Origin of the sequence: Bifidobacterium sp. UTBIF-78 (assembly GCF_006408945.1) — a bacterium.
Classification (GTDB): Bacteria; Actinomycetota; Actinomycetes; order Actinomycetales; family Bifidobacteriaceae; genus Bifidobacterium; species Bifidobacterium myosotis.
In genome coordinates, this window is sequence record NZ_JFAO01000027.1 from 25,344 (window position 1) to 50,306 (window position 24,963).

General features: G+C 62.7%; 16 protein-coding genes and 2 pseudogenes. 5 read left to right on the forward strand and 13 right to left on the reverse strand.

What is annotated here, in order from left to right; genetic code table 11:
• Positions 1-335 precede the first annotated feature (335 nt).
• Together aspS and hisS are read right to left on the reverse strand one after the other, a co-directional pair.
• Positions 336-2,135, reverse strand: a complete 1,800-nt coding sequence (gene aspS / locus BG22_RS06960) for an aspartate--tRNA ligase (RefSeq protein WP_094667217.1) — start codon at positions 2,133-2,135, stop codon at positions 336-338.
• A gap of 49 nt (positions 2,136-2,184) precedes the next feature.
• Positions 2,185-3,576: a histidine--tRNA ligase gene (hisS, locus tag BG22_RS06965; protein ID WP_094667218.1), complete on the reverse strand. Its 1,392-nt coding sequence runs from the start codon at positions 3,574-3,576 to the stop codon at positions 2,185-2,187.
• A gap of 100 nt (positions 3,577-3,676) precedes the next feature.
• Here hisS and BG22_RS06970 point away from each other — a divergent pair, with 100 nt between their 5' ends.
• Entirely contained in the window at positions 3,677-5,134 is a 1,458-nt protein-coding gene (locus BG22_RS06970; RefSeq protein WP_140494389.1) for a DUF349 domain-containing protein, read from the forward strand.
• A gap of 658 nt (positions 5,135-5,792) precedes the next feature.
• Here BG22_RS06970 and BG22_RS06975 read toward each other — a convergent pair.
• Positions 5,793-7,727, reverse strand: coding sequence for a bifunctional UDP-sugar hydrolase/5'-nucleotidase (locus tag BG22_RS06975; protein ID WP_140494401.1), 1,935 nt, complete (start codon positions 7,725-7,727; stop codon positions 5,793-5,795).
• Between the two features lie 213 nt (positions 7,728-7,940).
• Here BG22_RS06975 and BG22_RS06980 point away from each other — a divergent pair, with 213 nt between their 5' ends.
• Entirely contained in the window at positions 7,941-9,629 is a 1,689-nt protein-coding gene (locus tag BG22_RS06980) for an acetolactate synthase large subunit (RefSeq protein ID WP_181163430.1), read from the forward strand.
• Positions 9,630-10,016: 387 nt separating this feature from the next.
• Here BG22_RS06980 and BG22_RS06985 read toward each other — a convergent pair whose 3' ends face one another.
• The gene (locus tag BG22_RS06985; RefSeq protein WP_258186261.1) at positions 10,017-12,638 is read right to left on the reverse strand and encodes an ATP-dependent Clp protease ATP-binding subunit; all 2,622 of its coding nucleotides are present in this window, start codon (positions 12,636-12,638) and stop codon (positions 10,017-10,019) included.
• 150 nt (positions 12,639-12,788) lie between these two features.
• Between BG22_RS06985 and BG22_RS06990 the strand changes: the two genes are divergently transcribed.
• Positions 12,789-13,754 carry a universal stress protein gene (locus tag BG22_RS06990; protein ID WP_094667222.1) on the forward strand — a complete coding sequence of 322 codons (966 nt, stop codon included), beginning with the start codon at positions 12,789-12,791 and terminating at the stop codon, positions 13,752-13,754.
• Between the two features lie 1,144 nt (positions 13,755-14,898).
• Here BG22_RS06990 and BG22_RS10855 read toward each other — a convergent pair.
• The 6 genes and pseudogenes from BG22_RS10855 to BG22_RS10860 form a co-directional block, all read right to left on the reverse strand.
• Positions 14,899-15,960: pseudogene (locus BG22_RS10855) on the reverse strand (DUF3027 domain-containing protein); the annotation flags it as partial.
• A 9-nt stretch (positions 15,961-15,969) separates the two neighbouring features.
• Positions 15,970-16,359, reverse strand: a complete 390-nt coding sequence (locus BG22_RS07000; protein WP_094667225.1) for a cold-shock protein — start codon at positions 16,357-16,359, stop codon at positions 15,970-15,972.
• 141 nt (positions 16,360-16,500) lie between these two features.
• Positions 16,501-18,660 (reverse strand): annotated as a pseudogene (locus BG22_RS07005) (histidine kinase dimerization/phospho-acceptor domain-containing protein); the annotation flags it as partial.
• 13 nt (positions 18,661-18,673) lie between these two features.
• Positions 18,674-19,405, reverse strand: a complete 732-nt coding sequence (locus tag BG22_RS07010) for a response regulator transcription factor (RefSeq protein ID WP_094667226.1) — start codon at positions 19,403-19,405, stop codon at positions 18,674-18,676.
• Complete coding sequence (locus tag BG22_RS07015; protein ID WP_258186262.1) at positions 19,398-20,159, reverse strand: TPM domain-containing protein; 762 nt, start codon at positions 20,157-20,159, stop codon at positions 19,398-19,400. The genes BG22_RS07010 and BG22_RS07015 overlap by 8 nt, the downstream gene beginning before the upstream one ends.
• Complete coding sequence (locus BG22_RS10860) at positions 20,134-20,361, reverse strand: hypothetical protein (RefSeq protein ID WP_181163432.1); 228 nt, start codon at positions 20,359-20,361, stop codon at positions 20,134-20,136. The genes BG22_RS07015 and BG22_RS10860 overlap by 26 nt, the downstream gene beginning before the upstream one ends.
• 23 nt (positions 20,362-20,384) lie before the next feature.
• Between BG22_RS10860 and BG22_RS07020 the strand changes: the two genes are divergently transcribed.
• On the forward strand, positions 20,385-20,675 hold the full coding sequence (locus tag BG22_RS07020) for a WXG100 family type VII secretion target (protein ID WP_094667227.1): 291 nt from the start codon (positions 20,385-20,387) through the stop codon (positions 20,673-20,675).
• Between the two features lie 311 nt (positions 20,676-20,986).
• Here BG22_RS07020 and groL read toward each other — a convergent pair whose 3' ends face one another.
• The 3 genes from groL to BG22_RS07040 all read right to left on the reverse strand — a co-directional run bounded on the left by groL (position 20,987) and on the right by BG22_RS07040 (position 24,116).
• The gene (gene groL, locus BG22_RS07025; RefSeq protein WP_094667228.1) at positions 20,987-22,612 is read right to left on the reverse strand and encodes a chaperonin GroEL; all 1,626 of its coding nucleotides are present in this window, start codon (positions 22,610-22,612) and stop codon (positions 20,987-20,989) included.
• Positions 22,613-22,953: 341 nt separating this feature from the next.
• Complete coding sequence (locus tag BG22_RS07035; RefSeq protein ID WP_094667229.1) at positions 22,954-23,190, reverse strand: cold-shock protein; 237 nt, start codon at positions 23,188-23,190, stop codon at positions 22,954-22,956.
• 215 nt (positions 23,191-23,405) lie between these two features.
• Positions 23,406-24,116: a LytR C-terminal domain-containing protein gene (locus BG22_RS07040; protein WP_094667230.1), complete on the reverse strand. Its 711-nt coding sequence runs from the start codon at positions 24,114-24,116 to the stop codon at positions 23,406-23,408.
• 115 nt (positions 24,117-24,231) lie between these two features.
• Here BG22_RS07040 and BG22_RS07045 point away from each other — a divergent pair, with 115 nt between their 5' ends.
• Positions 24,232-24,924 (forward strand): uracil-DNA glycosylase, encoded by a 693-nt coding sequence (locus BG22_RS07045; RefSeq protein WP_140494395.1) that lies wholly within the window; start codon positions 24,232-24,234, stop codon positions 24,922-24,924.
• The last annotated feature ends 39 nt before the right edge of the window (positions 24,925-24,963 follow it).

The following is a 24,963-nucleotide window of genomic DNA, read 5'->3' on the forward strand; positions in this document are numbered from 1 at the left end:
CTACACGGTGGGAAGTTCCCTACATGGTGGGAAGTTCCCTACACGGTGGGGCAATCCCTACACGGTGGGCGCCGGCACGAGACGCCCGGCATATACGCGAAGTGCCCATACAGCCGAAAGCCATACGGGCACTGTATATGTTCAGGCGACTTGTGCGTCCCTCACCACGTTACGGTCGCAACACCGCAGCGCTGCAACCACAAAGCAACGACGAAGACACTCCGTCACTTAATTTTCGTAGAAAACTGATTTGCGCGTGCGGAGACCGCCGTCCGAAGCCGAAGGCGCACACACGGTGCGTCGAGGCTGAGGAAAGGCGGTATACGCTCCGCAAATCAGTTTTCGTCTTCGTCGGGGTCGTAGTCGACGCCAGTCTCTGCGCGCTGCTCGTCCGAAATCGGGGCCGGGGCACCGGTCAGCGGATCGCGGCCACCGCCAGCCTTCGGGAAGGCGATGACGTCGCGGATGGTGTCGGTGCCAGCGAGGATGGAGACGGTACGGTCCCAACCGAGGGCGATGCCCGCGTGAGGCGGGGCGCCGTACTTGAAAGCCTCGAGCAGGAAGCCGAACTTCTCCTCGGCCTCCTCCTTGCCAATGCCCAGCACGTTGAGTACACGGTCCTGGATGTCGTCGCGGTGGATACGCACGGAACCGCCGCCCATCTCCTCACCATTGCAGACGATGTCGTAGGAATCGGACATGGCGTGCTCGGGGTCCTGATCGAACTTGTCGATCCAGTCCTTGCTCGGCATGGTGAACGGGTGGTGCATGGAGGTCCACTTGGAGTGGCCCACGGCCACATCGTCATCGTCCGGATCGTCGGTGGGCTTGAACAGCGGGAAGTCCACAACCCAAGTGAAGGCGAACTTCTTCGGGTCGAGCAGGCCTTCGCGGCGGGCGAGCTCCACACGCACGGCGCCGAGCAGCAACTGCGAGGACTCACGGGAACCGGCGGCGAAGAACACGGCATCGCCCGGCTCGGCACCGACGGCCTCGCGCAGGCCGTTGCGCTCCTCATCGGACAGGTTCTTGGCGACAGGTCCCTTGAGCTCGCCGTCCTCGGCGAAGACCACGTACGCAAGGCCCTTGGCGCCACGCTGCTTGGCCCACTCCTGCCATGCGTCGAACTGACGACGCGGCGTGGCGGCGCCACCCTTGAACACGACGGCGCCCACGTACGGGGCCTGGAACACACGGAACGGCGTGTTCTTGAAGTAGTCGGTGAGCTCGACGAGCGGGTTGCCGAAGCGCAGATCCGGCTTGTCGGAACCGTACTTGTCCATGGCCTCCTGCCAGGAGATGCGCGGCAGCGGCAGCTGGACGTCGTAGCCGGCGACCTTCCAGATGGCGGCGATGACCTTCTCGGCCATGGCCATCACATCCTCCTGGTCCACGAAGCTCATCTCCATGTCGAGCTGGGTGAACTCGGGCTGACGATCGGCGCGGAAGTCCTCATCGCGGTAGCAGCGGGCAAGCTGGTAGTAACGCTCGACGCCGGAGACCATGAGAAGCTGCTTGAGCAGCTGCGGGGACTGCGGCAGGGCGTACCAGGAGCCGGGCACCAGACGGGCCGGCACCAGGAAGTCGCGTGCGCCTTCCGGCGTGGATTTGATGAACGTCGGCGTCTCCACCTCGGTGAAGTCCATGTCCTCGAGGGCATGGCGGGCGGCCTTGGCCATGTCGGAACGCAGCTTCAGGTTGTACTGCATGGACGGGCGACGCAGGTCGAGGTAGCGGTACTTCAGACGCACGTCCTCGCCCGGCAGCTTGTTCTCGGACTCGTTCTCGAGCGCGGTGGACACCTGGAACGGCAGGGCGTCGGCCTTGGCGAGAATCTCGATGTTCTCGGCCACGACCTCGATCTTGCCGGTGGCCAGATGCGTGTTCTCGTTACCGTCCGGGCGCAGGCGCACCTCGCCGGTCACCTGGATCACGAACTCGCTGCGCAGCGGGCGGGCCACTTCCTCGTCATAGATGACGACCTGCACCAGACCGGTGTTGTCGCGCAGATCGATGAAGGCCACGCCACCGTGGTCACGGCGACGATCGACCCAACCGGCGAGGGTGACCTTCTGGCCGACCAGGGCCTCGGTCACGTCGGTGGCATGATGTGTTCTGTAAGCCGTCTGGCTCATTATCTTGCTTCTCCTCGATTTGACTCTGACTCGAATGGATTCGAATACGTCAGATTTCGACGGTTTGCTGGGCAACCACAGTATCCGGCTCCCACGACGTGCAATCGGCGGGCACCTGCTCGCCGGTGACGATGTTCTTGACCTCGTCGCCGGCGGATTCCTCGCCCTCGGCGGCACCGGCCGGGAACCACACGTACGGGATGCCGAGCTTGTCCGCATACTTGATCTGCTTGCCGAGCTTGGCTGCGGTGGGGGCCACGTCGGTGGCGATGCCACGGGCGCGCAGCTGGGCCGCGATGCGGTTGGCCGCGGGACGGTCGTCCTCGTTCCACACGGCCACGAGCACGGCGGCCGGCGAGACGCGGCTGGCGTGCGCGCCGGCGGTGTGGAGCATGTAGCTCACCAGACGGCTCAGGCCGATGGACAGACCCACGCCCGGGTACTTGCGGTTGCCCTGCGAGGCGAGGTTGTCGTACCGTCCGCCGGAGCAGATCGAGCCAAGCGATGCGGCGCCGTCGAGGAAGGTCTCGTAGACGGAACCGGTGTAGTAGTCGAGTCCGCGGGCGATCTTGAGGTCCGCGATGACGGAGCCCGGACGGATGGCGGCGGCCTCATCCACGATCATGGCGAGGGTGTCGAGTCCCTGACGGGCCAGCTCATAGGCCTCGGAATCCTTGGCGATGCCGTGCGCCTCGCACAGAGCGTCGAACTTGGCGGCCAGTTCGCTGCCATCGGCGGCGGTCAGGCCTGCGAGCTCGAGACACGCGCGGGCCTGGCCCTCGGTGGCACCGCAGGTTTCGACCAGCAGCTTGGCCACCTCATCGGCGCCGATCTTGTCCAGTTTGTCGATCTCGCGCAGCACGCCCTCGATGTCCGTCAGTCCCAGCCCACGGTAGAAGCCCTCGGACAGCTTGCGGTTGTTGGCGTGCACGGTGGCCTTGGGCAGGCCGAACGCGCGCAGTTCCTCGAGCGCAGAGACCATGACCAGCGGCAGCTCCACCTCGTAGTGGTCGGGCAGCTCACCGGCGCCGATCACGTCGATATCGGCCTGGACGAACTCGCGGAAGCGGCCCTCCTGCGGACGCTCGCCGCGCCACACCTTCTGAATCTGCCAGCGCTTGAACGGGAAGGCCAGATCACCGGAGTGCTCCACCACGTACCGGCTCAGCGGCACGGTCAGGTCGAAGTGCAGGCCCAGACGATCCTCAATCGGCGTGTCCGATTCGTGACCGACCTCCTGCAGACGGCTCAGCAGGTAGATCTCCTTGCTGGTCTCGCCTTTTTTCAGCAGAGAAGCGCCGGTTTCCACCGCTCTCGTCTCGATGCCGATGAAGCCATTGAGCTCAAAAACCTTACGAAGCGTATCGATGACACGCTGCTCCACAACACGCTCGGAGGGGAGCCACTCCGGAAATCCTGATATTGATGCACCTTTAGCCACGAAATCAATATAATAAGTGAGGGCTGCGTCAAAGCCTCCCGTTCATCCGGGATGCGGAGGCGACCCACCCACTTACTCTACGCTTGTTAAGGAGCTGGCCATGGCCGACGAAACTGTCACCGAAACCGAACACACCACCGCACCCGAGGCACAGGCATCGACGCCCGCGCCCGCAGCACCCGCGGCCAGCCCGGCGGTCAAGCCGAGCCCGGTTTCCATCCCGAAGCCGCACGCCCCCTCCCCCGCCGCGTTCGCCAAGAAGGCCCCTGCCGTGAAGCATGCCACCCCGGCCCCCGCCGCACCGGCCAGCTACTCCGAAGAGGACGTCAAGGCCGCCGAGGCATTCGGCCGCGTGGACGACAACGGCACCGTGTTCGTCAAGGAAGGCGAATCGGAGCGCGAGGTCGGCCAGTTCCCGGATGTCTCCAAGGAGGAGGCTCTGGCCCTGTACGCCCGTCGCTTCCTGGACCTCAAGGCCAAGCTCGACCTGCTGGCCGGCCGTCTGGCTTCCCCGAACGTCAAGGCCCGTGAGATCGACGATTCCCTGAAGCTACTGAGCGAGGAGACCGCCGAGCCGGCCGTCGTGGGCGATATCGCCGCCCTCAAGGCCCAGCTCGAGGAGCTGAAGGCCGCCGGCGAGGCGCGCAAGACCCAGCTGTCCGAGGCACGCAAGGCCGCTGTGGCCAAGGCCGTGGCCGAGCGCACCGCCATCGTCGAGAAGGCCGAGGCCCTGGCCGCTTCTCTGGGCGACAACACCAACTGGCGTTCCACCGCCGACAAGTTCCGCAACCTCTTCGAGGAGTGGCAGAACCACCAGCGCACCACCGTGCGCATCGACAAGCCGGAGGCCGAGGCCCTGTGGAAGCGCTTCTCCGCCGCTCGCACCACCTTCAACCAGGCCCGCCGCAAGTGGGCTCAGGCGCGCGACACCGAGCGCAACCACGCCAAGGAGGTCAAGGAGGCGATTATCGCCGAGGCCAACGAGCTCAAGGACTCCACCGCTTGGGGCGAGACCTCCCGCAAGTTCAACGACCTCATGGACCGCTGGAAGAAGGCGGGCCGCGCCGGCCGCAACGAGGACGACGAGCTGTGGGCGAAGTTCCGCGAGGCTGCCGACGCCTTCTTCAACGCCCGTCAGGCCGATCGTGATCAGATCAATGCCGACGAGAAGGTGAATCTGGCCAAGAAGGAGGAGCTGCTGGTCAAGGCCGAGGCTCTGGTGCCGGTCAAGACCGACGCCGAGGCCAAGAAGGCCCGCCAGGAGCTCGCCAAGATCCAGGAGGAGTGGGATCAGATCGGTTACGTGCCGCGTGATGACATGCGTCGCATCGAGAACCGTCTGGACGCTGTGGATAAGCAGATCAAGGCCGTCGAGGACGCCGCTTGGAAGCAGTCCGACCCGGAGGCCGACGCCCGTCGTTCCAGCTTCGAGGAGCAGCTCAACGCGCAGCTCGCCGAGCTTGACGAGAAGATCGCCGCCGAGTCCGACCCCAAGAAGAAGGCCAAGCTCGAGGCCGAAAAGGCCACTAAGGAACAGTGGCTCAACGCCATCAAGTGAATCCGGCTACGGCTTGATGAACTGACCGCTTGCAGCTGACTCTCAAAAGGCTCCTTCCCTTGTGTGGGGAGGAGCCTTTCGCATGTCACAGCACACGGAATCCAATCGCCCGTAACCGTACATGCCGGATACATTCGGTCCATAACCGCCGCCACCATGCCGACATCATGGCTAGCCGTGTCCTCAAGCGCCGCAGATGTCATGCGCGGCACGACATCCCAGCCTCAAGCCACCGAAAGACTGCCGGATATCGACGGTTCAGTGTCGGATATCGACGCATTACTGTCGGTACTCAACGGTTGACTGTCGGATTTCGTACATATACGGTACGAAATCCGACAGTCAACCGTCCAAATCCGACAGTCAACCGTCCAAATCCGACAGTCAACCGTCCAAATCCGACAGTCAACCGTCCAAATCCGACAGTCAACCGTGCAAAACCGACAGTGAACCGTCGATATCCGACAGTCAAGTGTCGAAATCCGACAGTCAGACGGTCAAACAGTCAGTCAGATGGTCAGACAGTCAGTCAGACACGAGAGACCGTCCGACAAGTCCGACAGTCACAAGAGATAGGCAGCAGACGGCCGATTGGAACCGGTTTCCAGGCTGGAAACCAGACTGGAAACCACACCGGAAAACAGCTCGGTTAGTCGCCCTATGCCTGCGTACCGGTCTCCGGAACCTCGGGCTTCAACATCGGATGGGTGTTGAGATATTCGATCAACGGCTGACTGTAGCCCATCGCAAGCTCACCGTAGTTGCTGCCTGCGCGGAAGGCCGTGTACTGGTCGCCACCCTGCAGCAGGTAGGAGTTGGAGGCGATGATCACCAGATCGTCGTCGGCAATCGGCTTGCCATCGATGGTGAGGTCCACGATGCGCACCGGGGCCTTGCGATAATCCTCGTCCGCCTTGGATTGCGCCTTGGTGAGCGACTGACGATCCTGTCCGCTGTTGTTCTCGGCTGAATCGCCGGCAGCCTTATCGGAATCGGTGGAACCATCGGAACCAGCGCCATCAGTCTTGTCAGCACCGGAATCGGAATCACCGGAGCCGTCCCCGTTATCCCGACCGGTCTGCGCGTCCACGGCGTCGCAGGGGTCGTCCACTCCCCCGCATTCGACGTACCGATACGCCACATTCGAGGAGATGCCGAGCCACCGACGCTCGATCCGGCCATCGTCGCTGCGGTGGAACTGTTGGGCGAGCGCCGCCTTGAGCATACGACCCGTCAGCGTTTCGTGAGCCGCCTTGAATTGCAGTGCCAGCAGACTGTCCACTTCCCGCACGGTGACGATGCCGTCACCATTCAGATCGAGCTGACCGGTTCGCAAGCTGCCGTCGTTCGAGAAGCCCGCCACCGGCAGCCGGTCACCGGCATACACATGCCGCATGATGGCCGACCGATTGGCGTCCGCCACGAGCATTCCCACGGACCCTTCATGCCCCGGCGACGTCCGCTTGTCGAAATTCGCGCCTTTGGCGAGGGAGCCGACCACCTTGCCACCGACGGCATCCGCATGGCTCTGTGCGCTGGCGTACAGCCGCTGCGCGCGCACGACCATGCCGTTCGCGTCCGCCCCTGCGGACATCCACGCCGCCTGACGCACCGGGCGCTCGTTCAGTCCCTCGACGCTCACGACTCCATCCGCATGGGTATGGGTGACGCCATTGCCGAGGTCCACATCGGCCACGCTCACCTTGGCGTGCCTGCCGTGACCGGTGATGATGAGGTCCTGCACCGCCATCTCACGACCGTAGCTGCCGGCCTCGTAAATCGGCGCCCCACCTTTGGTGACCAGCCGCTTAATCGCGTGGGTATGTCCGGTGTATGCCACATCCACGTCACGCCCGAGTTCTTCCGCGGCGGAGGCATCTGCATGCAGGAGCGCCACGACGGCGTCTACTTTGCCGGAGCGCTTCAGTTCGCCCGCCACCCGGTTGATGGCGTCCACGTCATGCTCGCTCAGATCCGCGTCCCGGGTGATTTGCGGAGTGGCCACCGAACCGAGCGCATCGGTCAGCGCGCCCACGAACCCCACCCGCTTGCCATTGACGGTACGAATCGTGTAATCCTTGACGTTGCTCAGCCTGCCGCCGGGCCGCTTGACGTCGGCGGAGGCATTGGCGCACAGCCAGTCGATGCCGTTGGCCGGGTCGGCGATGCGATTGTTGAAATCGGCTACGGACCTGTCGAATTCATGATTGCCCACTGCGGAAATCGTCAACCCCCACTCGCGGGCCATATCAAGCGTGGGCCTATCCTTCTGCACGGCTGATTCGTAGGGAGAGCCGCCCACGAGATCGCCTGCGGACACCGCGACCATATTGCCGGAATTATGCCCTTCCGCCAGCGAGAAGGCGGTCGCCACATCCGCGCCGCGTTCGATATGGCCGTGAAAATCGGTGATGTCCGCAATGGTCACCATGCGCGTGCCGGTGGCTGGATCATCACCGGAAAAAGGGACGGCTCCCGAGGCTCCCGCCATTGCGTTGGGTGCCACGAGAGCCGTCAGGATGCTCACGATAACGACAATAAGGGCGACCCCCGGCCGCCTCAGTCCGCCGGTCCACCTGCGCCGACGCTTCATACCTTCCTTCACGCCTCACAATGTAAGGTTGCCGATTGAACGGGCATACGCCCCAACACGACGCGCAGGTGAACTCTGATTGTCCTTTCAGGCAAATCGGTGGCCACGCGCATATGCCACCGAGGCGTCCATATCCCTGCGCAGCCGCCGAATCCCACGCCAGCTGTCAATCGAAATCGGCAAGAAACAGCCCGCCTGTTACACTTCCCAAGCGTGAACGCAGCGATTACGAACGATAATCATATCCGCACCGTGGCCGACCTGTTCGTCGAGTGCCTGGTCAACGAGGGCGTCGAGACGATGTACGGCATCCCCGGCGAGGAGAACATCCCACTGATGGAGGCCATCGCCCGTGACGGCCGCATCCGGTTCATCCTGACCCGTCACGAGCAGGGCGCCGGCTTCATGGCCGCCACGCAGGGACGACTGACCGGCAAGCCGGGCGTGTGTCTGGCCACGCTTGGCCCGGGCGCGCTGAACCTCACGTTGCCGGTCGCGCAGGCGAACAGCGCCAATACGCCACTGGTCGCCATCTGCGCGCAGGGCAACGTGACCCGCCTATACAAGGAATCGCATCAGATCATCGATCTGGTCTCCGTGTTCCGCCCGCTGACTCAATGGACGTCGATGATCGTCGAGCCCGCCTCGGTGCCGGAGATGGTGCGTAAGGCGTTCTCCATCACCCAGCGCAACCGTCCGGGCGCCACCTGCCTGATTCTGCCGGAGGATGTGGCGGAGATGCCGGCGCCGGCCGACGCCCATCCGTTGCCGTTGCCGGAGCGCATGCGGTTCGCGCCGACCGCGGATACCATCGAACGCGCGGTGAACATCATCCGCAATGCGCGGCATCCCATCATTCTGGCCGGTAACGGCGTGGCACGCGGCGACGCGGAGAACGAACTGCTGGCGCTGGCCGAACAGCTCAACGTGCCGGTGGCCACCACGTTCGAAGGCAAGGGCGTGATCTCCGACCGCATCCCGCTGGCGCTCGGCGTGGTGGGCTTCATGCGGCATGACTACGAGAACTTCGCGTTCGACGAGTCGGATCTCATCATCGCGGTGGGCTTCTCGATCCAGCAGTTCGATCCGAAGAAGATCAATCCGAACGATGACAAGACCATCATCCACATCAACACGTTCAGCGAGGATACGGACGCGCATTACTCGACCGCGCTCAACATCATGGGTGACATCAGCGCCACGCTACAATCGCTCATCGCGCGGCTCAAGGCTGAGCGGATCACCTTCGGTGTCTCCCATCCGAAGATCCACGAACTACTGACCCATGAATACGAGGCGTACACGCACGACGACTCATTCCCGCTGAAGCCGCAGCGCATCGTCGCGGACACGCGCCGCGCCATGGAGACGGACACGGACATTGCGTTGGTGGATACTGGCGCCCTGAAGATGTGGATGGCCCGCCTCTACCCCACCTACTACTCGAACACCTGCGTTATCGACAACTCCCTGTCCACGATGGCCTGGACGCTGCCTGGCGCGGTGGCGGCCTCGCTCGAGCATCCGGGGCGTCCGGTGCTCGCCATCATGGGTGACGGCTCGTTCATGATGAACGTGCAGGAAATCGAAACCGCCGTGCGCGTGGGCGCCCGCATCGTGATTCTGGTATGGGTGGACGAGGCATACGGCCTGATCAAATGGAAAATGGACCTGCACGACGGCGCGCACGAGTACGTGGACTTCAACAATCCGGACGTGGTGGCGCTCGGCATGAGCTTCGGCGCCAAAGGCCATCTCATCGAATCGGCCGACGAACTCTACCCCACGCTGCGTGCGGCCTTGCGCTCGGGCTCGGGCATCGACATCATCGCATGTCCGGTCGATTACTCCGAGAACATGAAGCTCATCGACAAGCTCGGCGAGGTGGATTTCGGCGGCTGACGACAACATCGGATGGGCGGTCCGGCGGGCGTCCCATGACTATCGACAGTTGGGTATGACGTCCGGCGGGCGTCCGGCGGGCGTCCAGCGCGGCCGTTCGGCCAACACTATTACAAGTCTGACCCTGTCGATGGGGCGGACGCTGGTTGGTTGGGGGTGCCATGCCCCGACACACTCAAGGCCGTTCGGCCAAGCTTACGGTCGGGGCATGGCACCCCCAACCAACCACCTACGAGTTGCGTTTACCAGACGGATACTGCGGCCTTGTGCAAACACACAGTTGTAGACAGATACGACGCCAATCTCCAAAGTCAACGAAGAGCCCCGGTTCCATATCGGAATCGGGGCTCTTCGTTGACTTATGCGCTGTCAGACTGTTCCTGACTATTACTCAGCGGACTGCTGTCCGGAGTCGTCGCCGGAACCGGCGGCATCCACCAGTGCGGGCTTGTCGCCGGAATCGCCGGTACCCTCGTCAGACGAGGCGGCAGAGTCAGTACCATCCGCGGCATCCGTAGCGACGGCGGGCTCCTCGAACTTCTCGCCCTTGAAGGTGAACTCGCCCAAGATGCCTTCGCCTTCGGCGTCGACCACCACACGCTGGCCGTCCTGCAGATCGCCCATGAGGATCTTCTCGGAGATGGCATCCTCGATGTCGCGCTGAATCACACGACGCAGCGGACGGGCGCCGAGCAGCGGGTCGAAGCCCTTCTGCGCGAGCAGGTCCTTGGCTGCGTCGGTGAGCTCGAGCGACATATGACGATCGAACAGGCGGTCGTTGAGCTGCTTGACATCGAGATCCACGATCTGACGCACCTGCGGCTCGGTGAGCTGCTTGAAGACGATGATGTCGTCCAGACGGTTGAGGAACTCGGGGCGGAACTGCTGCTTGAGTTCGGCGCTCACCTGCTCCTTCATGCGCTGGTAGCTCGACTCGGTGTTGGACCCGAGGTTGAAGCCGGTGTTCGCCATCTTCGCGATGTCGCGCGTGCCGAGGTTCGTGGTCAGGATGATGATGGTGTTCTTGAAGTCCACCTTACGACCCTGCCCATCGGTCAGATGGCCGTCATCCAGCACCTGCAACAACGTGTTGAAGATGTCCGGATGGGCCTTCTCAATCTCGTCGAACAGCACCACGGAGAACGGCTTGCGGCGCACCTTCTCGGTGAGCTCGCCGCCCTCCTCGTACCCAACGTATCCCGGAGGCGCACCGAACAGACGCGAGGCCGCGTACTTCTCGGAGAACTCGGACATGTCCACGCGAATCAGCGCATCCTCGTCGTCGAACAGGAACTCGGCGAGGGCCTTGGCCAACTCGGTCTTGCCCACGCCGGTCGGGCCGGCGAAGATGAACGAACCAGCCGGGCGCTTCGGGTCCTTGAGGCCCACGCGCGTGCGGCGGATGGAACGGGACAGCGCGGACACCGCCTCATCCTGACCGATGATGCGCTTGTGCAGCTCGGCCTCCATGTTCAGCAGCTTCTTGGATTCAGCCTGCGTGAGCTTGAATACCGGGATGCCGGTGGTCGAGCTGATCACCTCGGCGATCACGTCCTCATCCACGACCATCTTGACATCGGACTCGCCCTCGCGCCAGGAATCCTCCTTGGCCTTGCGGTCGGCCTCCAGCTTCTCCTGCTTGTCGCGCAGTTCGGCGGCCTTCTCGAAGTCCTGCCCCTTGATGGCCTCGTCCTTGTCGGCGGCCACCTTGGCGATCTTCGCGTCCAGCTCCTTGAGCTCGGGCGGGGCGGTCAGGCGCTTGATGCGCAGACGCGCGCCGGCCTCGTCGATCAGGTCGATGGCCTTGTCCGGCAGATGACGGTCCTGAATGTAGCGGGCCGAAAGCTCGGCGGCGGACTGCAGAGCACCGTCCGTGATGGTCACATGATGGTGGTTCTCGTAACGGGAACGCAGACCCTTCAGAATCTCGATGGTCTCGGCGATCGTCGGCTCGTGCACCTGAATCGGCTGGAAACGACGCTCAAGTGCTGCATCCTTCTCGATGTACTTGCGGTACTCGTCCGTGGTGGTTGCGCCGATGGTCTGCAGTTCACCGCGGGCCAGCATCGGCTTCAACATGTCGGAGGCACCCAGCGCGCCATCAGCCGAACCTGCGCCGACGATGGTGTGGATCTCGTCGATGAACAGCACGATGTCACCGCGGGTCTTGATTTCCTTGAGCACCTTCTTCAGGCGCTCCTCGAAATCGCCACGGTAACGGGAGCCGGCCACCATGGAGCCAAGATCCAGCGAGTAGACCTGCTTGCCCTTCAGCGTCTCCGGCACGTCGCCCGCGTTGATCTTCTGGGCCAGACCCTCCACGACTGCGGTCTTGCCCACGCCCGGCTCGCCGATCAGCACCGGGTTGTTCTTGGTACGGCGGGAGAGCACGACCATCACACGTTCGATCTCGTTCGTGCGGCCGATGACCGGGTCGAGTTTGCCCTCGGCGGCCTCGGCGGTCAGATTGCGGCCGAACTGGTCGAGGATGGCGGAACCGGACTTGTTCTGCTTGTCCGCCACGCCGCCGGCGTTGGCCAGATCGCCCTTGCCGTCGGCCGAACCGGTGCCGGAGTTGCCACGGATCATATCGATGGTGGCGCTCCTGAGCTCGCCCAGATCCACGTCCATCTTGATGAGCACCTGCGTGCCCACGCCCTCACCCTCGCGGATCAGGCCCAGCAGGATGTGCTCGGTGCCGATGTAGCTGTGACCGAGCTGCAACGCCTCGCGCAACGAGAACTCCAGCACCTGCTTGGCGTGCGGAGTGAAGGGGATGTGCCCGTTCGGAGCCGCGTTGCCCTTGCCGATCATTTCCTCAACCTGCTTGCGGGTGGCGTCCAGCGTCACGCCCTTCGAGGCGAGCGCCTTGGCGGCCACGCCCTCACCCTCGCGGATCAGGCCCAGCAGCAGGTGTTCGGTGCCGATGTAGTTGTGCTGCAGGGACCTTGCCTCTTCCTGCGCCAACACGATCACGCGCCGTGCACGGTCGGTAAACCGTTCGAACATGCTTGTCCTTCCTCAATAGACATTCCGTTTTACTCTACCGATTCGCGGTGACGTTTATTCGCCTGATTCCATGAATTGCGCTGTAAGAGGGAAAGAAAACGATATGCTGGTTCTGGATGCATCTCCATCGTTGATTCCAAGGAGGATGTGATGAACGAGTTTGACGTTGATGCTGACATCGTCGTCGGCGTGGATGGCTCCGATGAGTCCTTTGCCGCACTGAAATGGGCGCTCACAGAGGCGTCGCTGACCGGGCAGAGCGTCAATGCCGTATTCGGGTGGACGAATTCATGGGACATGGGGTCCGAGCCGGACAGCGATGAGGCGTGGGCCAAGGTCCGTCACGACATCGCCAACGAACTGCGCGACTGGGCGGATCACGCCTCCCAGGGCATCGATTTCGATCCGGGCAAGCTCAAGCTCACCTCGGTGAAGGCTTCCGGAACGGCCGCGTTGCTGCAGATCGGCAAGGATTCACAGCAGATCGTCGTGGGCCGTCGCTCGCTCGGCCGCGTGGCCCGCTGGTTCATGGGATCGCTCTCCGCCTCGCTGGCCGAGGAGGCTCAGGTGCCGGTGACGGTGGTGCGTATCGCCGGCAGCGAAGACGAATCCGTGACCGATGCCATTGCCAACGCATTGACGCCGGGCAACAAGACGGTTCACTATGTGCAGCCGCGCCCGGCGTTGGAGGAGTCCGGAAGACCGGTCGTGGTGGGTGTCGATGGGTCCGAAGCCTCACGCCGCGCATTCGACTTCGCCCTGCACGAGGCCCGGTTACACGACCGGCCGCTCAGCGTGCTGTTCTGCTGGCAACTCAAGGATCTGGGCACGGTGCCCGGATACGAGAACGCCGTGGCACCCGTGGAGATCGGTCAGCGCCGCGCCGAGGAGATACTGTCGGATCTGATGAATCGGGTGACCATTCCCGAGGGCGTCACCGTGGATACCCATGCCTTCCATATCCCCGCGTCCAAGGGTCTGATTGCCGCATCCCGGTATGCAAGCCATCTCATCGTCGGTTCACGCGGCCTGTCCGGTCTTGACGCGCACTTCCTCGGTTCAGTGTCCCGCCAAATCGTCAACTTCGCCGAGTGCACCGTCACCGTGGTGCACTGAACCGATCCAGGGGAGTCCATTACGGTCTCCCCTGGTTTTTGGAACCGTGGAACTCAATTCCCACGGTTCCATGATCCAAGAAATCCGTAACTCACGGTCCAAGATTCAAGGCCCAAGTCCCACGGTCTGAAGTGGCCTGGTTTTGTTCCGTCTCTACTGTGAGACGGAACAAAACCAGGCCACTTCAGACAGACTCAGCAGCATAAACGGGACGAAACGCAAGTTTCAGACGGCATCGACTTACGTTTCGTCCCGTTTTGATACCCAGAAATGGGACGAAACGTAACATGACCTCGTTCCTGACTTACGTTTCGTCCCGTATCAGATAGACAAGTGGATGTATGAGATAGGCAAGTGATTGCCGCGTACATCCAGTGCTTCTTGACTACCGTCAACGATTAGTCGACGTTGCCCCGTCGGGGTCGGAGTCTTCGACATCGTCACCGGATTCAGAAACGTCACCGTCATTGCCCTCGTCGACTGCGTCAATGGCATCGGAATCCGTGTCCGCATCATCAGCATCATCGTCGATATCGGCATCGACTACCGGCTCACCGTCCGACTCATCCCCATCACCGGAATCACCGGAACCGTCGGAATAAACCAAATCCTCGTCCGAATCATCAGACTCATCGAGCCCATCACCCAACTCGTCCAAATCACCGGAACCATCGGCCGACTCGTCGGACTCGTCATCCGATGTCCCGTCCGACTTGCCATTCAGCTCGTCGTACGACTCATCGGAGATTCCCTCGGTCTCATCTTCGTCAGAGGCATCCCCGTTGTTCGCTGCGTCACCGTCCGACTCATCAGAACCGTCATTCGACTCGTCGGACTCACCAGACTCACCGTCCGACTCATCCCCATCATCGAAATCATCGGAACTGCCGGAATCATCCAAATCCTCGTCCGAATCATCAGACTCATCAAGCCCATCACCTGACTCGTCCGAATCATCGGAATCATAGGAATCATCGTCGGCGTCCTCTTCGATGGCGCGCTTCGCCTCGGCGTCGGCCCGGGCCTGACGCAGCTGCTCGATGAGATCGACCACGGCCTCAAGGCCCGGAGCCACCGTGTCGTCCACGGACACCACGCCATCGGCATCCTCATCGGATTCATCCTCGTCAAGGTCGTCGCCGTCATCCGGTTCGGTGTTCTCGAGAATGTCCTGCTCGGTGGCCTCGTCGGACTCGTCGTCATCGGATTCGTCCTCGTCACCGGTGATGAAATCATCCGTGTCATCCGCGTCATCGGTACGACTAGAACCATTCGAGTCCACGGCGGTCCCGACTCCCGTAACATCAGCCGCATCTTCCTCGGAGTCTTCAACGACGGTCGAGGTCGAATCGTCAAGATCGACCGCATCGGCCACGACGCCGGCGAGGGCCTCCTCACGGGTCTCCTCCCGATCGTCGGACTGCTCCTGGTCCGAATCGGTTCTGGGCTTCTTCGGCGCGGCCACGATATCCACATGCAAGTCGTCGAACGCGGGCTTGGACTGAATCCACAGGTGGCTCGGCTCTGGAGGCTCGATTTCGGAATGCTCGCCGCAGCCGTGATCCAACGAAACCACACGGCCGTCATCCGGGCTCCACTTGTTGGCGCATACGCCGAACATGCGGTCGAGCTCACCGGTCAGCGGCACGAAGAAGCCGCAGGTGGAGCACAGGTTGCCCTCTGCGGTCTTGGTGCTCAACGCCTTGGGGCCGCGCGGACCCTCATACCACCGCTTGGCCGCCTGGGCGCGCCCCAGCGGGCTCAGCACATGTCTGCGCGTGAGTCGAAAGGTCTGGACGGCGTCGTTCACATCCTCAAGCGACGACGGCTCCGCCTCCCCCGGCTCGATGCGCTCGTCGTCGGGATCAGTGCCGATCGAATCGGTGGGCGACAAATCGGTCGGCTCCAGACGATCCTTCCACGGAACCCATTTGGGAGGCATGAGCGCGCTGTCCGTCGGAACCAGCGACGATTCATTGACGGTCCAGGAATCCAACTCGATGTCGTGGAACAGGGTCACCGACCATTGCCAGCCCTCGTATCCTCGTACATCGGACTGGAAACGGAAGTCGGTGACATGGTCCTCGAGTTCAATCGCCTCGACGAACTGACCCACCTGCTCGGGCTCGTCGGCCACCTCGAGCAGCACGGCCTGTGCGATGGCGCGCGGGTCCGGGGAGACGGCGGTTTCAGTGTTGTCGGTCATAAAGCGATCTCAGTCCTGTACGTCGAATTGATCCGCCACGGCACGTAGCAGCGTGGCCAGCTTCTTGCTCTCGGCGGCGGAGGGGTAGCGGTGGCGGCGCAGCGTGTTGCCGGCGGCGTCGAGCATCTTAATCAGATCCTCGCAGATGGCGGCCATGTCGTCCGCCTTCGGGCGAGTGGCCTTGACCAGGCTGGGCGCGGAGGCGATGGTGTGGACGTCCATGGCCTGCGGCCCGCGACGCCCGTCCACCACGGAATACTCCACCTTGGCGCCCTTGCGCAGCGTGTTCACACCTGCGGGCAGGGCCTGAGCAGGCAGGAACACGTCCTTGCCTTCATCACTGGTGATGAAGCCATATCCCTTGGCTGCGTCAAACCAACGAACTCGACCGGTGGGCATTGCAAACCTTCCTTAAATACTTACAGTAATAAACCAAAGGAACAGTTTACCCCACAGGTCTTGACCTCACGCTTTCGGCGGAGTCGGCTGCGTCGCAAGCCCGTCCCGTCCTGCGGTATCAACCGGTTGTACGGACTGGGCCGGGGCCTCCTCATGCGGTTTCGCCTCACTGGGGCCGGAGAACCACGATCCCTTCTGCTTCGCGCCCTTCCCAGTCCGACCGGTCTTGCCGCCCTTGGACTCCTTGGAGCCGCCCGCCGTGCCCTGCTGAACTGCGGCCGGCTGCACCGGCTCGACAGGCAGCACCACGGTGAGGGTCAGACCGCCCCCATCAGTGGCGGTGGCGCAGATGAACCCATGATGCGCCCGCACCACGGACTGGGCGATGGCCATGCCGAGTCCGGTGCCGCCCTTCTGACGGGCGCGGGAGGGGTCGGCCGTGTAGAAGCGCTCGAAGATCTGCGATCGTGAGGCATCCGGCACGCCAGGGCCATGGTCGATGAACTGCAACACCGCATACCGGTAGCCGGTCTGCATGGATGCGCCCACCTCGGCCGCGTCGATGAACCGCCGCAACGAGGCGTCAGTGGAGGGCATCCTGCCCAGCTGACGCGGATCGATGGCCGCCGGAATCACGCCTATCGCCGATTCGGCCGGGGAATCGGTCGGCGTGTACCGATGGATGTTGCCCACGATGTTCGTCACCACCTGGCGCAGGCGCGAGGCGTCGCCCGGAAGAACGACCTTGGTCCAGTCGCCGTCCACGGCTTTGAGCGATGCCGGGTGATTCAGGTCTCGGGCCGGTTCCAGCTGGATAATCTTGCGTGTGATGACGCGCTCCGGGTCGAGCGCATGCAAATCGTCCACGGCATCGGTGACCAGCGAGGAGAGATGGACCGTGCCGGTCACATCGATGCCACGTCCCTCATCGAGGCGGGCCAGCGACAAGAGATCCTCGACGAGCACAGTCATGCGCTGGCTGGACTTTTCGATATGCTCGATGGATTCGTCCGCACGCTCCAACGCGCCGGGCATGTCCCGTTGCATCTTATACAGCTCGGCATAGCCGTGGATGGCAGCCAGAGGGGTGCGCAGCTCGTGGCTCGCGTCGGAGACGAACCGCTTCATCTTATTGGTCGTCTCCTCCTGCTCATGGAAGCTGGATTCGATTCGAGAAAGCATGGTGTTCAGCGATGCGGCGAGGGACCCCACTTCGGTGTTCTCCGGTGCGGAGGGGATGCGCTGGCTCAGGTCGCCGGCGGCGATCTTGGCCGCGGTCTTCTCCATGCGCTTCAGGGGGGCCAGCGTCTGCTGGATGATGAGCGTGGAGAGCGACCCGCCGAGCAGCAGCACGGCGATGCCCACCACCACGCAGTATCGGGTCAGCGTGTTGAGCGTGTCCATCTGGTCGGACAAAGACAGTCCGATGTACAGCACGCCGCGCACCTTCTCATTGCCGTTCGCATCCTTCGCCGTCCATTGCAAAGGCAGGATGCGCCACGGCGCGCTGGCCGACGCCAACGTGGCGTGGCTCACGTTGCCGCGCGGGTTCGCCAGCACTTTGGTCACGCTGCTCGACGACTGCGACGATTCCCCACCGTCTGTGCCGTTCGAGCCGCTCTGTCCGGATGATGAGCCGTTGTCGCCCGTCCCCGAATCACCCGGCGTCGCGCCATCCGGAGCCGGCGACTGGGTGGTTTCGCTCTGCACCTGGATGATCTGCTTGGCCACGGCGGGCGCGGTGAAGACCTGTCCGAGCGCGATGCCGGACGTGTCTCCGTCGGTGGGCAGCACCGGCATGGAGACGATATTGTCGCGCAGCTGCGGCAGAAGCGGCGTCACCGTGAGCGGATTGCCATCCGCATCCTTAGTGCCGTCGGTGTACTGCAGCTGGAGGAAGTATGAATTGGGGCTGTTCAGACCGCTGGAGTTGTCGTTCTTGGTAAGCAGGTCGATGTTGTTGAACACGAGCTGGCTCTGGACGCGCAACTGGGTATCGGTCTTCTCCAGCATGTAGTTGCCCACCAGCGTGCGGATGGAGAAGGAAATCACGGTCACGCCCACGAGCAGCACGACGATGGTGCAGACCACCAACTTGCTGCTCAGGGAGACTCGATCCAGGTGGCGCAGGAACAGGTTACGCTTGCGCTCATGACGTTCTTTGGCATACCGTACCGCATCCGGGCCGGGAGCCACACCGGGAGCGGTGGCCGGGGCGGGTATGGGAGCCGCCGGCGTCGGGCGCGAATCGGGGCCGGGGGCGGACGGATTCGGATTCGGGGACTGACGGGGACTGGTCATGGGCGACCGCCGCTCAGTTCTTGGGTTCGCGAATCATGTAGCCGATGCCGCGCTTCGTTTCAATGAGCGGGGTCACCTTATGGGTTTCGCCATTGTCGTCGGTGTAGGTCACGCCATCCACCTTCTTGCGCAGGTAGGAAATGTACGATTCGACGATGGCGGCGTCCCCGCCCCAGTCGTACTGCCAAACATGGTCCAGAATCTGGGCCTTGGACAGCACTCGCCCCTCGTTGTCCATGAGATAGCGCAGCAGCTTGTATTCGGTGGGGCTCAGGTCCACCGGTTGACCGGCGCGGGTCACGTCGTGGGAGTCCTCGTTGATCTCCAGATCGGCCACGCGAATGATCGGGTCGTCCTCCACCTGCTCGCGGGTGCGGCGCAGGATGGCGCGGATGCGGGCCACGACCTCTTCCAGGCTGAACGGCTTGGTCACGTAATCGTCACCGCCCACGGTCAGGCCCATGATCTTGTCCTGGGTGTCATCGCGCGCGGTCAGGAACAGCACCGGGGCGTCGATGCCCTCCTGACGGATACGGCGGGTCACGGTGAAGCCATCGATGTCAGGGAGCATGACGTCCAGAACGATGAGATCCGGCTGCACCTTCTCGATGACTTCGATGGCTTCGGAACCGGATGCGGCGGTGTTCACCTCGAATCCGGCGAAATGAAGGGATGCGACGAGCAGTTCGCGGATGGACGGCTCGTCATCTACAACTACGATCGATGCTTCAATAGGCTTACTCATGCTTCCTAGAGTGTCGCGTTCGTCTGGGTGTTTCCTGAATGTCGCCTTGAAGTTCCTTCCTGGCTTGTTCACGGGCCTGCTTGCGGGCTTTCCGCTCCCGCCGACTCAACGGCTCCTTGCTGGCACGGCGCGGTTTCTTGCCACCGCTGCGCACCCGGATCACGACCATCAGCACCACCACGATCACCAGCACCACGAGAACCGCCGCCATGACGATGATGCCGATCCTCACCGAGGATGACGACGTCGAGGTCTTCTGTGACTTGACGATCTGATCCATCATGGCGGTGGCCGACCCGGCCCAGTTCGGTGTGCTCTCCATCAATGGCTGCTGAGCCGCCTCCGAAAGCTTATCCACGGTGTCCTGGCTCTTGAGCCATTCGTCGGAGTTCGAGGAGACCGCCACCACCAGATTGCCGTCGTTCGAGGCGACCGCCAGCAGTACGGTGTTGGGCTTCGGTTCCATCGATTCGAGTACGTTCTTGGCCCACTTCTGCGGGGCGAGCTTGGTGCCGAAGGTGGGCAGGTAGAGCAGATGGACGTGAACGCCCGTCTCCCGCTCCGTGTTGGCGACAGCATCCGAGACTTCGGAAACGTGCGAGCCCAGCAGGTTCTGCGTGTCCGTGATGTTCTCGGTGATGGTCACGCCGCTGTCCGAATTGCCCGACGAATCACTGGACGAACCGTCATTCGAACTGCTGTTCGTATCGGTGGACCCGCCATCCGAGTTATCCCCATACGCCGGAGCGGTTATCCACATCATCGTCATCAGCACCGCCACGACCACACAAACGCAGCGAACAAACCATTTTCGAGCGTTCACCGCCACCGCAATCACGGTAGGAGCCGAAGCTGGAACCACATCGGTCGATGTTCCCTGTGCCCAATTCGTTTCTGCCATAGGCTCCACCATAGCGGCCGGTATTGGCATTGGCGGTCGCATCATCATGATTCATCCAATGCCGTGAAAGGAGCGACGATGCCCCAATACCAAGTGGATTCCGAACGGATTCAGTCATCTTCGGCCGCGGTGGCCAATTCGGTCGCACAGATCAGGCAGGCCGTTGCCGGCATGTACACCAATCTCAACAGCCTGCAGGAGGCATGGCGCGGCTCGGCGGCCACCCAGTTCACTTCGGTGGCCGCCCAGTGGCGTTCGGCACAGCAGCAGATGGAGGCTTCGCTTGAATCCATCCAACGTTCGCTGACGCAGGCCTCCACCGTTTACGCCGACGCCGAATCCCAGGCCTCTCGCCTGTTCGCAGGCTAGGAGAAGGCGACTCTGCGGCATCGCCGCACCCCGGCGTTGCGACTCCGTAACGCCGACCGCTGCAGGCTTCTTCTTATGGCATCATCGCCGCAAGAGACTCAGGGAGGGTTTATCCTATCCAACTCCCCTTCATCGCCTTTCCTGACCAATCATGCGGCAACGGGGTCAGCGCAACGGCGGAACCGATGGTGACGCCGACGGCAAACGGAAGAAGCCCGCAGCATACAGCAAGAGGGGACTCCCGAAGGAGTCCCCTCTTCATTCAGTGCCGTTCAGCCTGAATCAGTCAGTCGTTGATCCTTGGAGACGGATCAGTAGCCCATGTCGGCGCCGGCGGCCGGGGCGGCGGCCTTCGGTTCCGGCTTGTTGGCCACGACGGCCTCGGTGGTCAGGAACAGGCCGGCGATGGAGGCGGCGTTCTGCAGGGCGGAGCGAGTCACCTTGACCGGGTCGGTCACACCGGCGGCCAGCAGGTCCTCGTAGGTGTCGGTGGCGGCGTTGAAGCCCTCACCCTCCGGCAGGGAACGAACCTTGTTGATCACCACGTCGCCGGACACACCAGAGTTCTCAGCAATCTGCTTGATCGGGGCCTCAATGGCGCGGAACACGATGGCGGCACCGGTGGCCTCTTCGCCGGTCAGGGAGGTCACGGCCTCATCCTTCTCGGCCTTGGCAGCGGCCTGAACGAGGGCCACGCCACCGCCGGGCAGCAGGCCTTCCTCGATGGCGGCCTTGGCGTTGCGCACGGCATCCTCGATGCGGTGCTTGCGCTCCTTGGCCTCGACCTCGGTGGCGGCGCCGACCTTGATGACAGCCACGCCACCAGCCAGCTTGGCCAGGCGCTCCTGCAGCTTCTCACGATCGTAATCGGAGTCGGTGTTCTCAATCTCGGCGCGGATCTGGGCCACGCGAGCGTCGATGTCCTCCTTGGCGCCGGCACCCTGAACGATGGTGGTTTCGTCCTTGGAGACGATGACCTTCTTGGCGTGGCCGAGCACGGACACGTCCACGGAGTCGAGCTTGAGGCCCAGCTCGTCGGAGACGACCTGAGCACCGGTCAGGATGGCCATATCCTGCAGCATGGCCTTGCGGCGGTCGCCGAAGCCCGGAGCCTTGACGGCGCAGGACTTGAAGGTGCCACGGATGTTGTTCAGGATCAGGGTCGGCAGAGCCTCGCCGTCAACGTCCTCGGCGATGATCAGCAGCGGCTTGCCGGTCTTCATGACCAGCTCGGCCACGTGCACGATGTCCTGCTGGGAGGAGACCTTGCCGGAGGTGAGCAGAATGTACGGGTCCTCGAGGACGGCGGTCTGGTCGTCCTGGTTGGTCACGAAGTACGGGGCGATGTAGCCCTTGTCGAAGCGCATGCCCTCGGTGAACTCGAGGTCCAGGCCGAAGCGGTTGTTGTCCTCGACGGTCACGACGCCGTCCTGGCCGACCTTGTCCAGAGCCTCGGCGATCTTCTCGCCGACCTCGGGATCGGCGGCGGAGATGGTGGCGGTCGCGGCGATCTGGTCCTTGGTCTCGACGTCCTTGGCTGCGGCGACGAGCTCCTTGACGATGACGTCGGTGGCCTTCTCGATGCCGCGACGCAGCGCGATCGGGTTGGAGCCGGCGACCACGTTCTTCAGACCCTCGTGGACCAGGGACTGGGCCAGCACGGTTGCGGTGGTGGTGCCATCGCCGGCGACGTCGTCGGTCTTCTTGGCGACTTCCTTGACCAGCTCGGCGCCGATGCGCTCGTACGGATCCTCAAGATCGATTTCCTTGGCGATGGACACACCATCGTTGGTGATGGTCGGAGCGCCGTAGGTCTTGTCGAGCACGACGTTGCGACCCTTCGGGCCCAGCGTGACCTTGACGGTGTTGGCGAGCTTGTCAAGGCCCTCCAGCATACCCTGACGGGCTTCCTCATCATAAGCAATGATCTTTGCCATGGTTGTGTGTTCCTCCAAATGGCTGCATATGGACAGTGTCCACTCGTAGGGAGCCGAGCCGTGAATCCCGACCGTCAGCTGCCGGTTATCACTCTCGACCTCCGAGTGCTAACCCAGACATTAGCACTCGAGGCTGCCGAGTGCCAACATCGGCCTCGGCGATTGTGCTGTGGGCATGAAATCAACCGGATGGACGGGGACGCACGGGCAACTGGTACGAGAGCACCGATACGAGAGCGGGTGCCACAACACAGTGCTTACAAACAAGCGCCGCTTACAAACAAAGAAACCCCGGCCGCTTGTGCGGTCGAGGCTTCTGCGCATCCTTGCGTGCGCTGCTATCAGGCGCGGTCTTCACCGGAGGACAGCTTCACTACGTCCTTCGCCTGCGTGCCCTTGCCCGATGGGACGGGCGTATATTCCACGCGATCGCCCTCGTACAGCATTTTGAACTTGTTGGTGCTGCCGTCGTCCTTGATTTCCGCGTAATGCACGAAAACGTCCTCGCCGCCGCCGTCCGGCTGGATGAACCCGAACCCTTTCTTGGCAAGGAAGAACTTCACGGTACCTTGTGCCATATCTGATCTTTCCTTTGTTCCCTGAGGTGTCGCGACAAACACTTATAGGGAACGTAGAAAGAACCGCATCGCGCTCCCCCTACCTCGCGACTAGAGATTGATTGTACAGTGACGAGGGAACATTACCAACCGGGACGATAGGAAAACGTCCATAAATATGAGAACGTTCACACGTAGGAAGCGTTGTTTTCCCTGTGTTTTCGCCCCTTTGGCCACTAGTTCAACAATACCACCGTAATCGGCGTGGACAACCCCTGAACCTGCTCCACGGCGCTGATGCCGAGCGTGGACGCCACATCCTCGGCGGTCGCCTTGTCGGTCTCGTTCTGGTACCACACCACGGTGTATCCGGGCAGCGTGCCGCCGCTGGGGTTGGACGCCGAGACGCTCGTGTAGCCGGAGGTCTGCAGCACGTCGCTCTTCTGGCCGGCATATCCCTGGATGCCGGTGGCGTTGATCACCAGCACCTGCGTGGCCTTATTCACCGTGGAGGCCGGCTGGCTCTGCTGTGTGTTCTGGTCCGCATTCGCATCGGCATTGGTCGAGTCGGTGGAGTCGGACTGGTCCAATTGGTTCGCATCCGACGAACCCGTGCCGTCCGTGGAGGTACCCGAGGACGAGGAGTCCTTGTTCGCGGTCGAGCCGTCTGTGCCGTCCGACGACGCATCGGCCGCATCGGACTTGGACGAGGAGTCGCCGGAAGCGACCTGGGACGTGTTCTCCTGGCCCAGAATGACCTTGTATTCGCCGGAGACGACCAGCCAGGCACCCACACCGCACAGGGCCGCCACCAGAATGACGATGAGGAACGGGGCAATGCGGGCCATCACCGGGCGCGGACCGCGGTGGACGCCCACCGGCCCCTTCGGCGGATTGTCGAAGATATCCCGTTCATACGAGTCGTAGGTCATCTTGTCGCGTGCCATGGCCGCCCTCCTGTATGAGACAAACTACCCACGAGTCTAACCGCCAATCGGGAGAAGCGACAGGGCGTGCCGCGATGGGCGGATGGATATGCACGTCTGGCTACAGTGGTGAGCCATGATCAAACCGTTACGAGAACTGGTCGAGCCGGGTTGGGCCGAGGCGCTGACCGACGTGGAGCCGACCATCCATCACATGGGCGATTTCCTCAGGGCGGAGAACGCCGCAGGACGTCCATGGCTGCCAGCGAGTCATAACGTCCTGCGCGCCTTCACCATCCCTTTCGACTCGATCAAGGTGCTTATCGTGGGACAGGACCCGTACCCCACGCCCGGACACCCGGTGGGACTGAGCTTCTGCGTGGCGCCGGACGTCCACCCATTGCCGAAAAGCCTGATCAACATCTATAAGGAACTGGTCGACGATCTGGGTGTGCCGATGCCGTCCAACGGCGACCTGACGCCGTGGACGGAACGCGGGGTCATGCTGCTCAACAGATGCCTGACCGTGGGTGTCGGACGTCCGAACTCCCATCAGGGCAAGGGATGGGAGGAGGTCACCGAGGCGGCGATCAGGGCGCTCAACGCCCGCACGGATGCCGAAGGAAGGCCCAGGCCGCTTGTGGCGATTCTCTGGGGGCGTAACGCGCAGAGTCTCGAGCCTTTGCTTACCAATGCATTCATCATCAAATCCCCGCACCCAAGCCCGCTCTCGGCATCTCGCGGCTTCTTCGGCTCCAAGCCGTTCTCCCGCGCCAACCAAGCCCTCACCTCCATGGGCGCCGAGCCCGTCAATTGGACGCTGCCGTAAAGCGGACAACCCAGTGGGTTGTCCGTAGGCAGCGTGCTC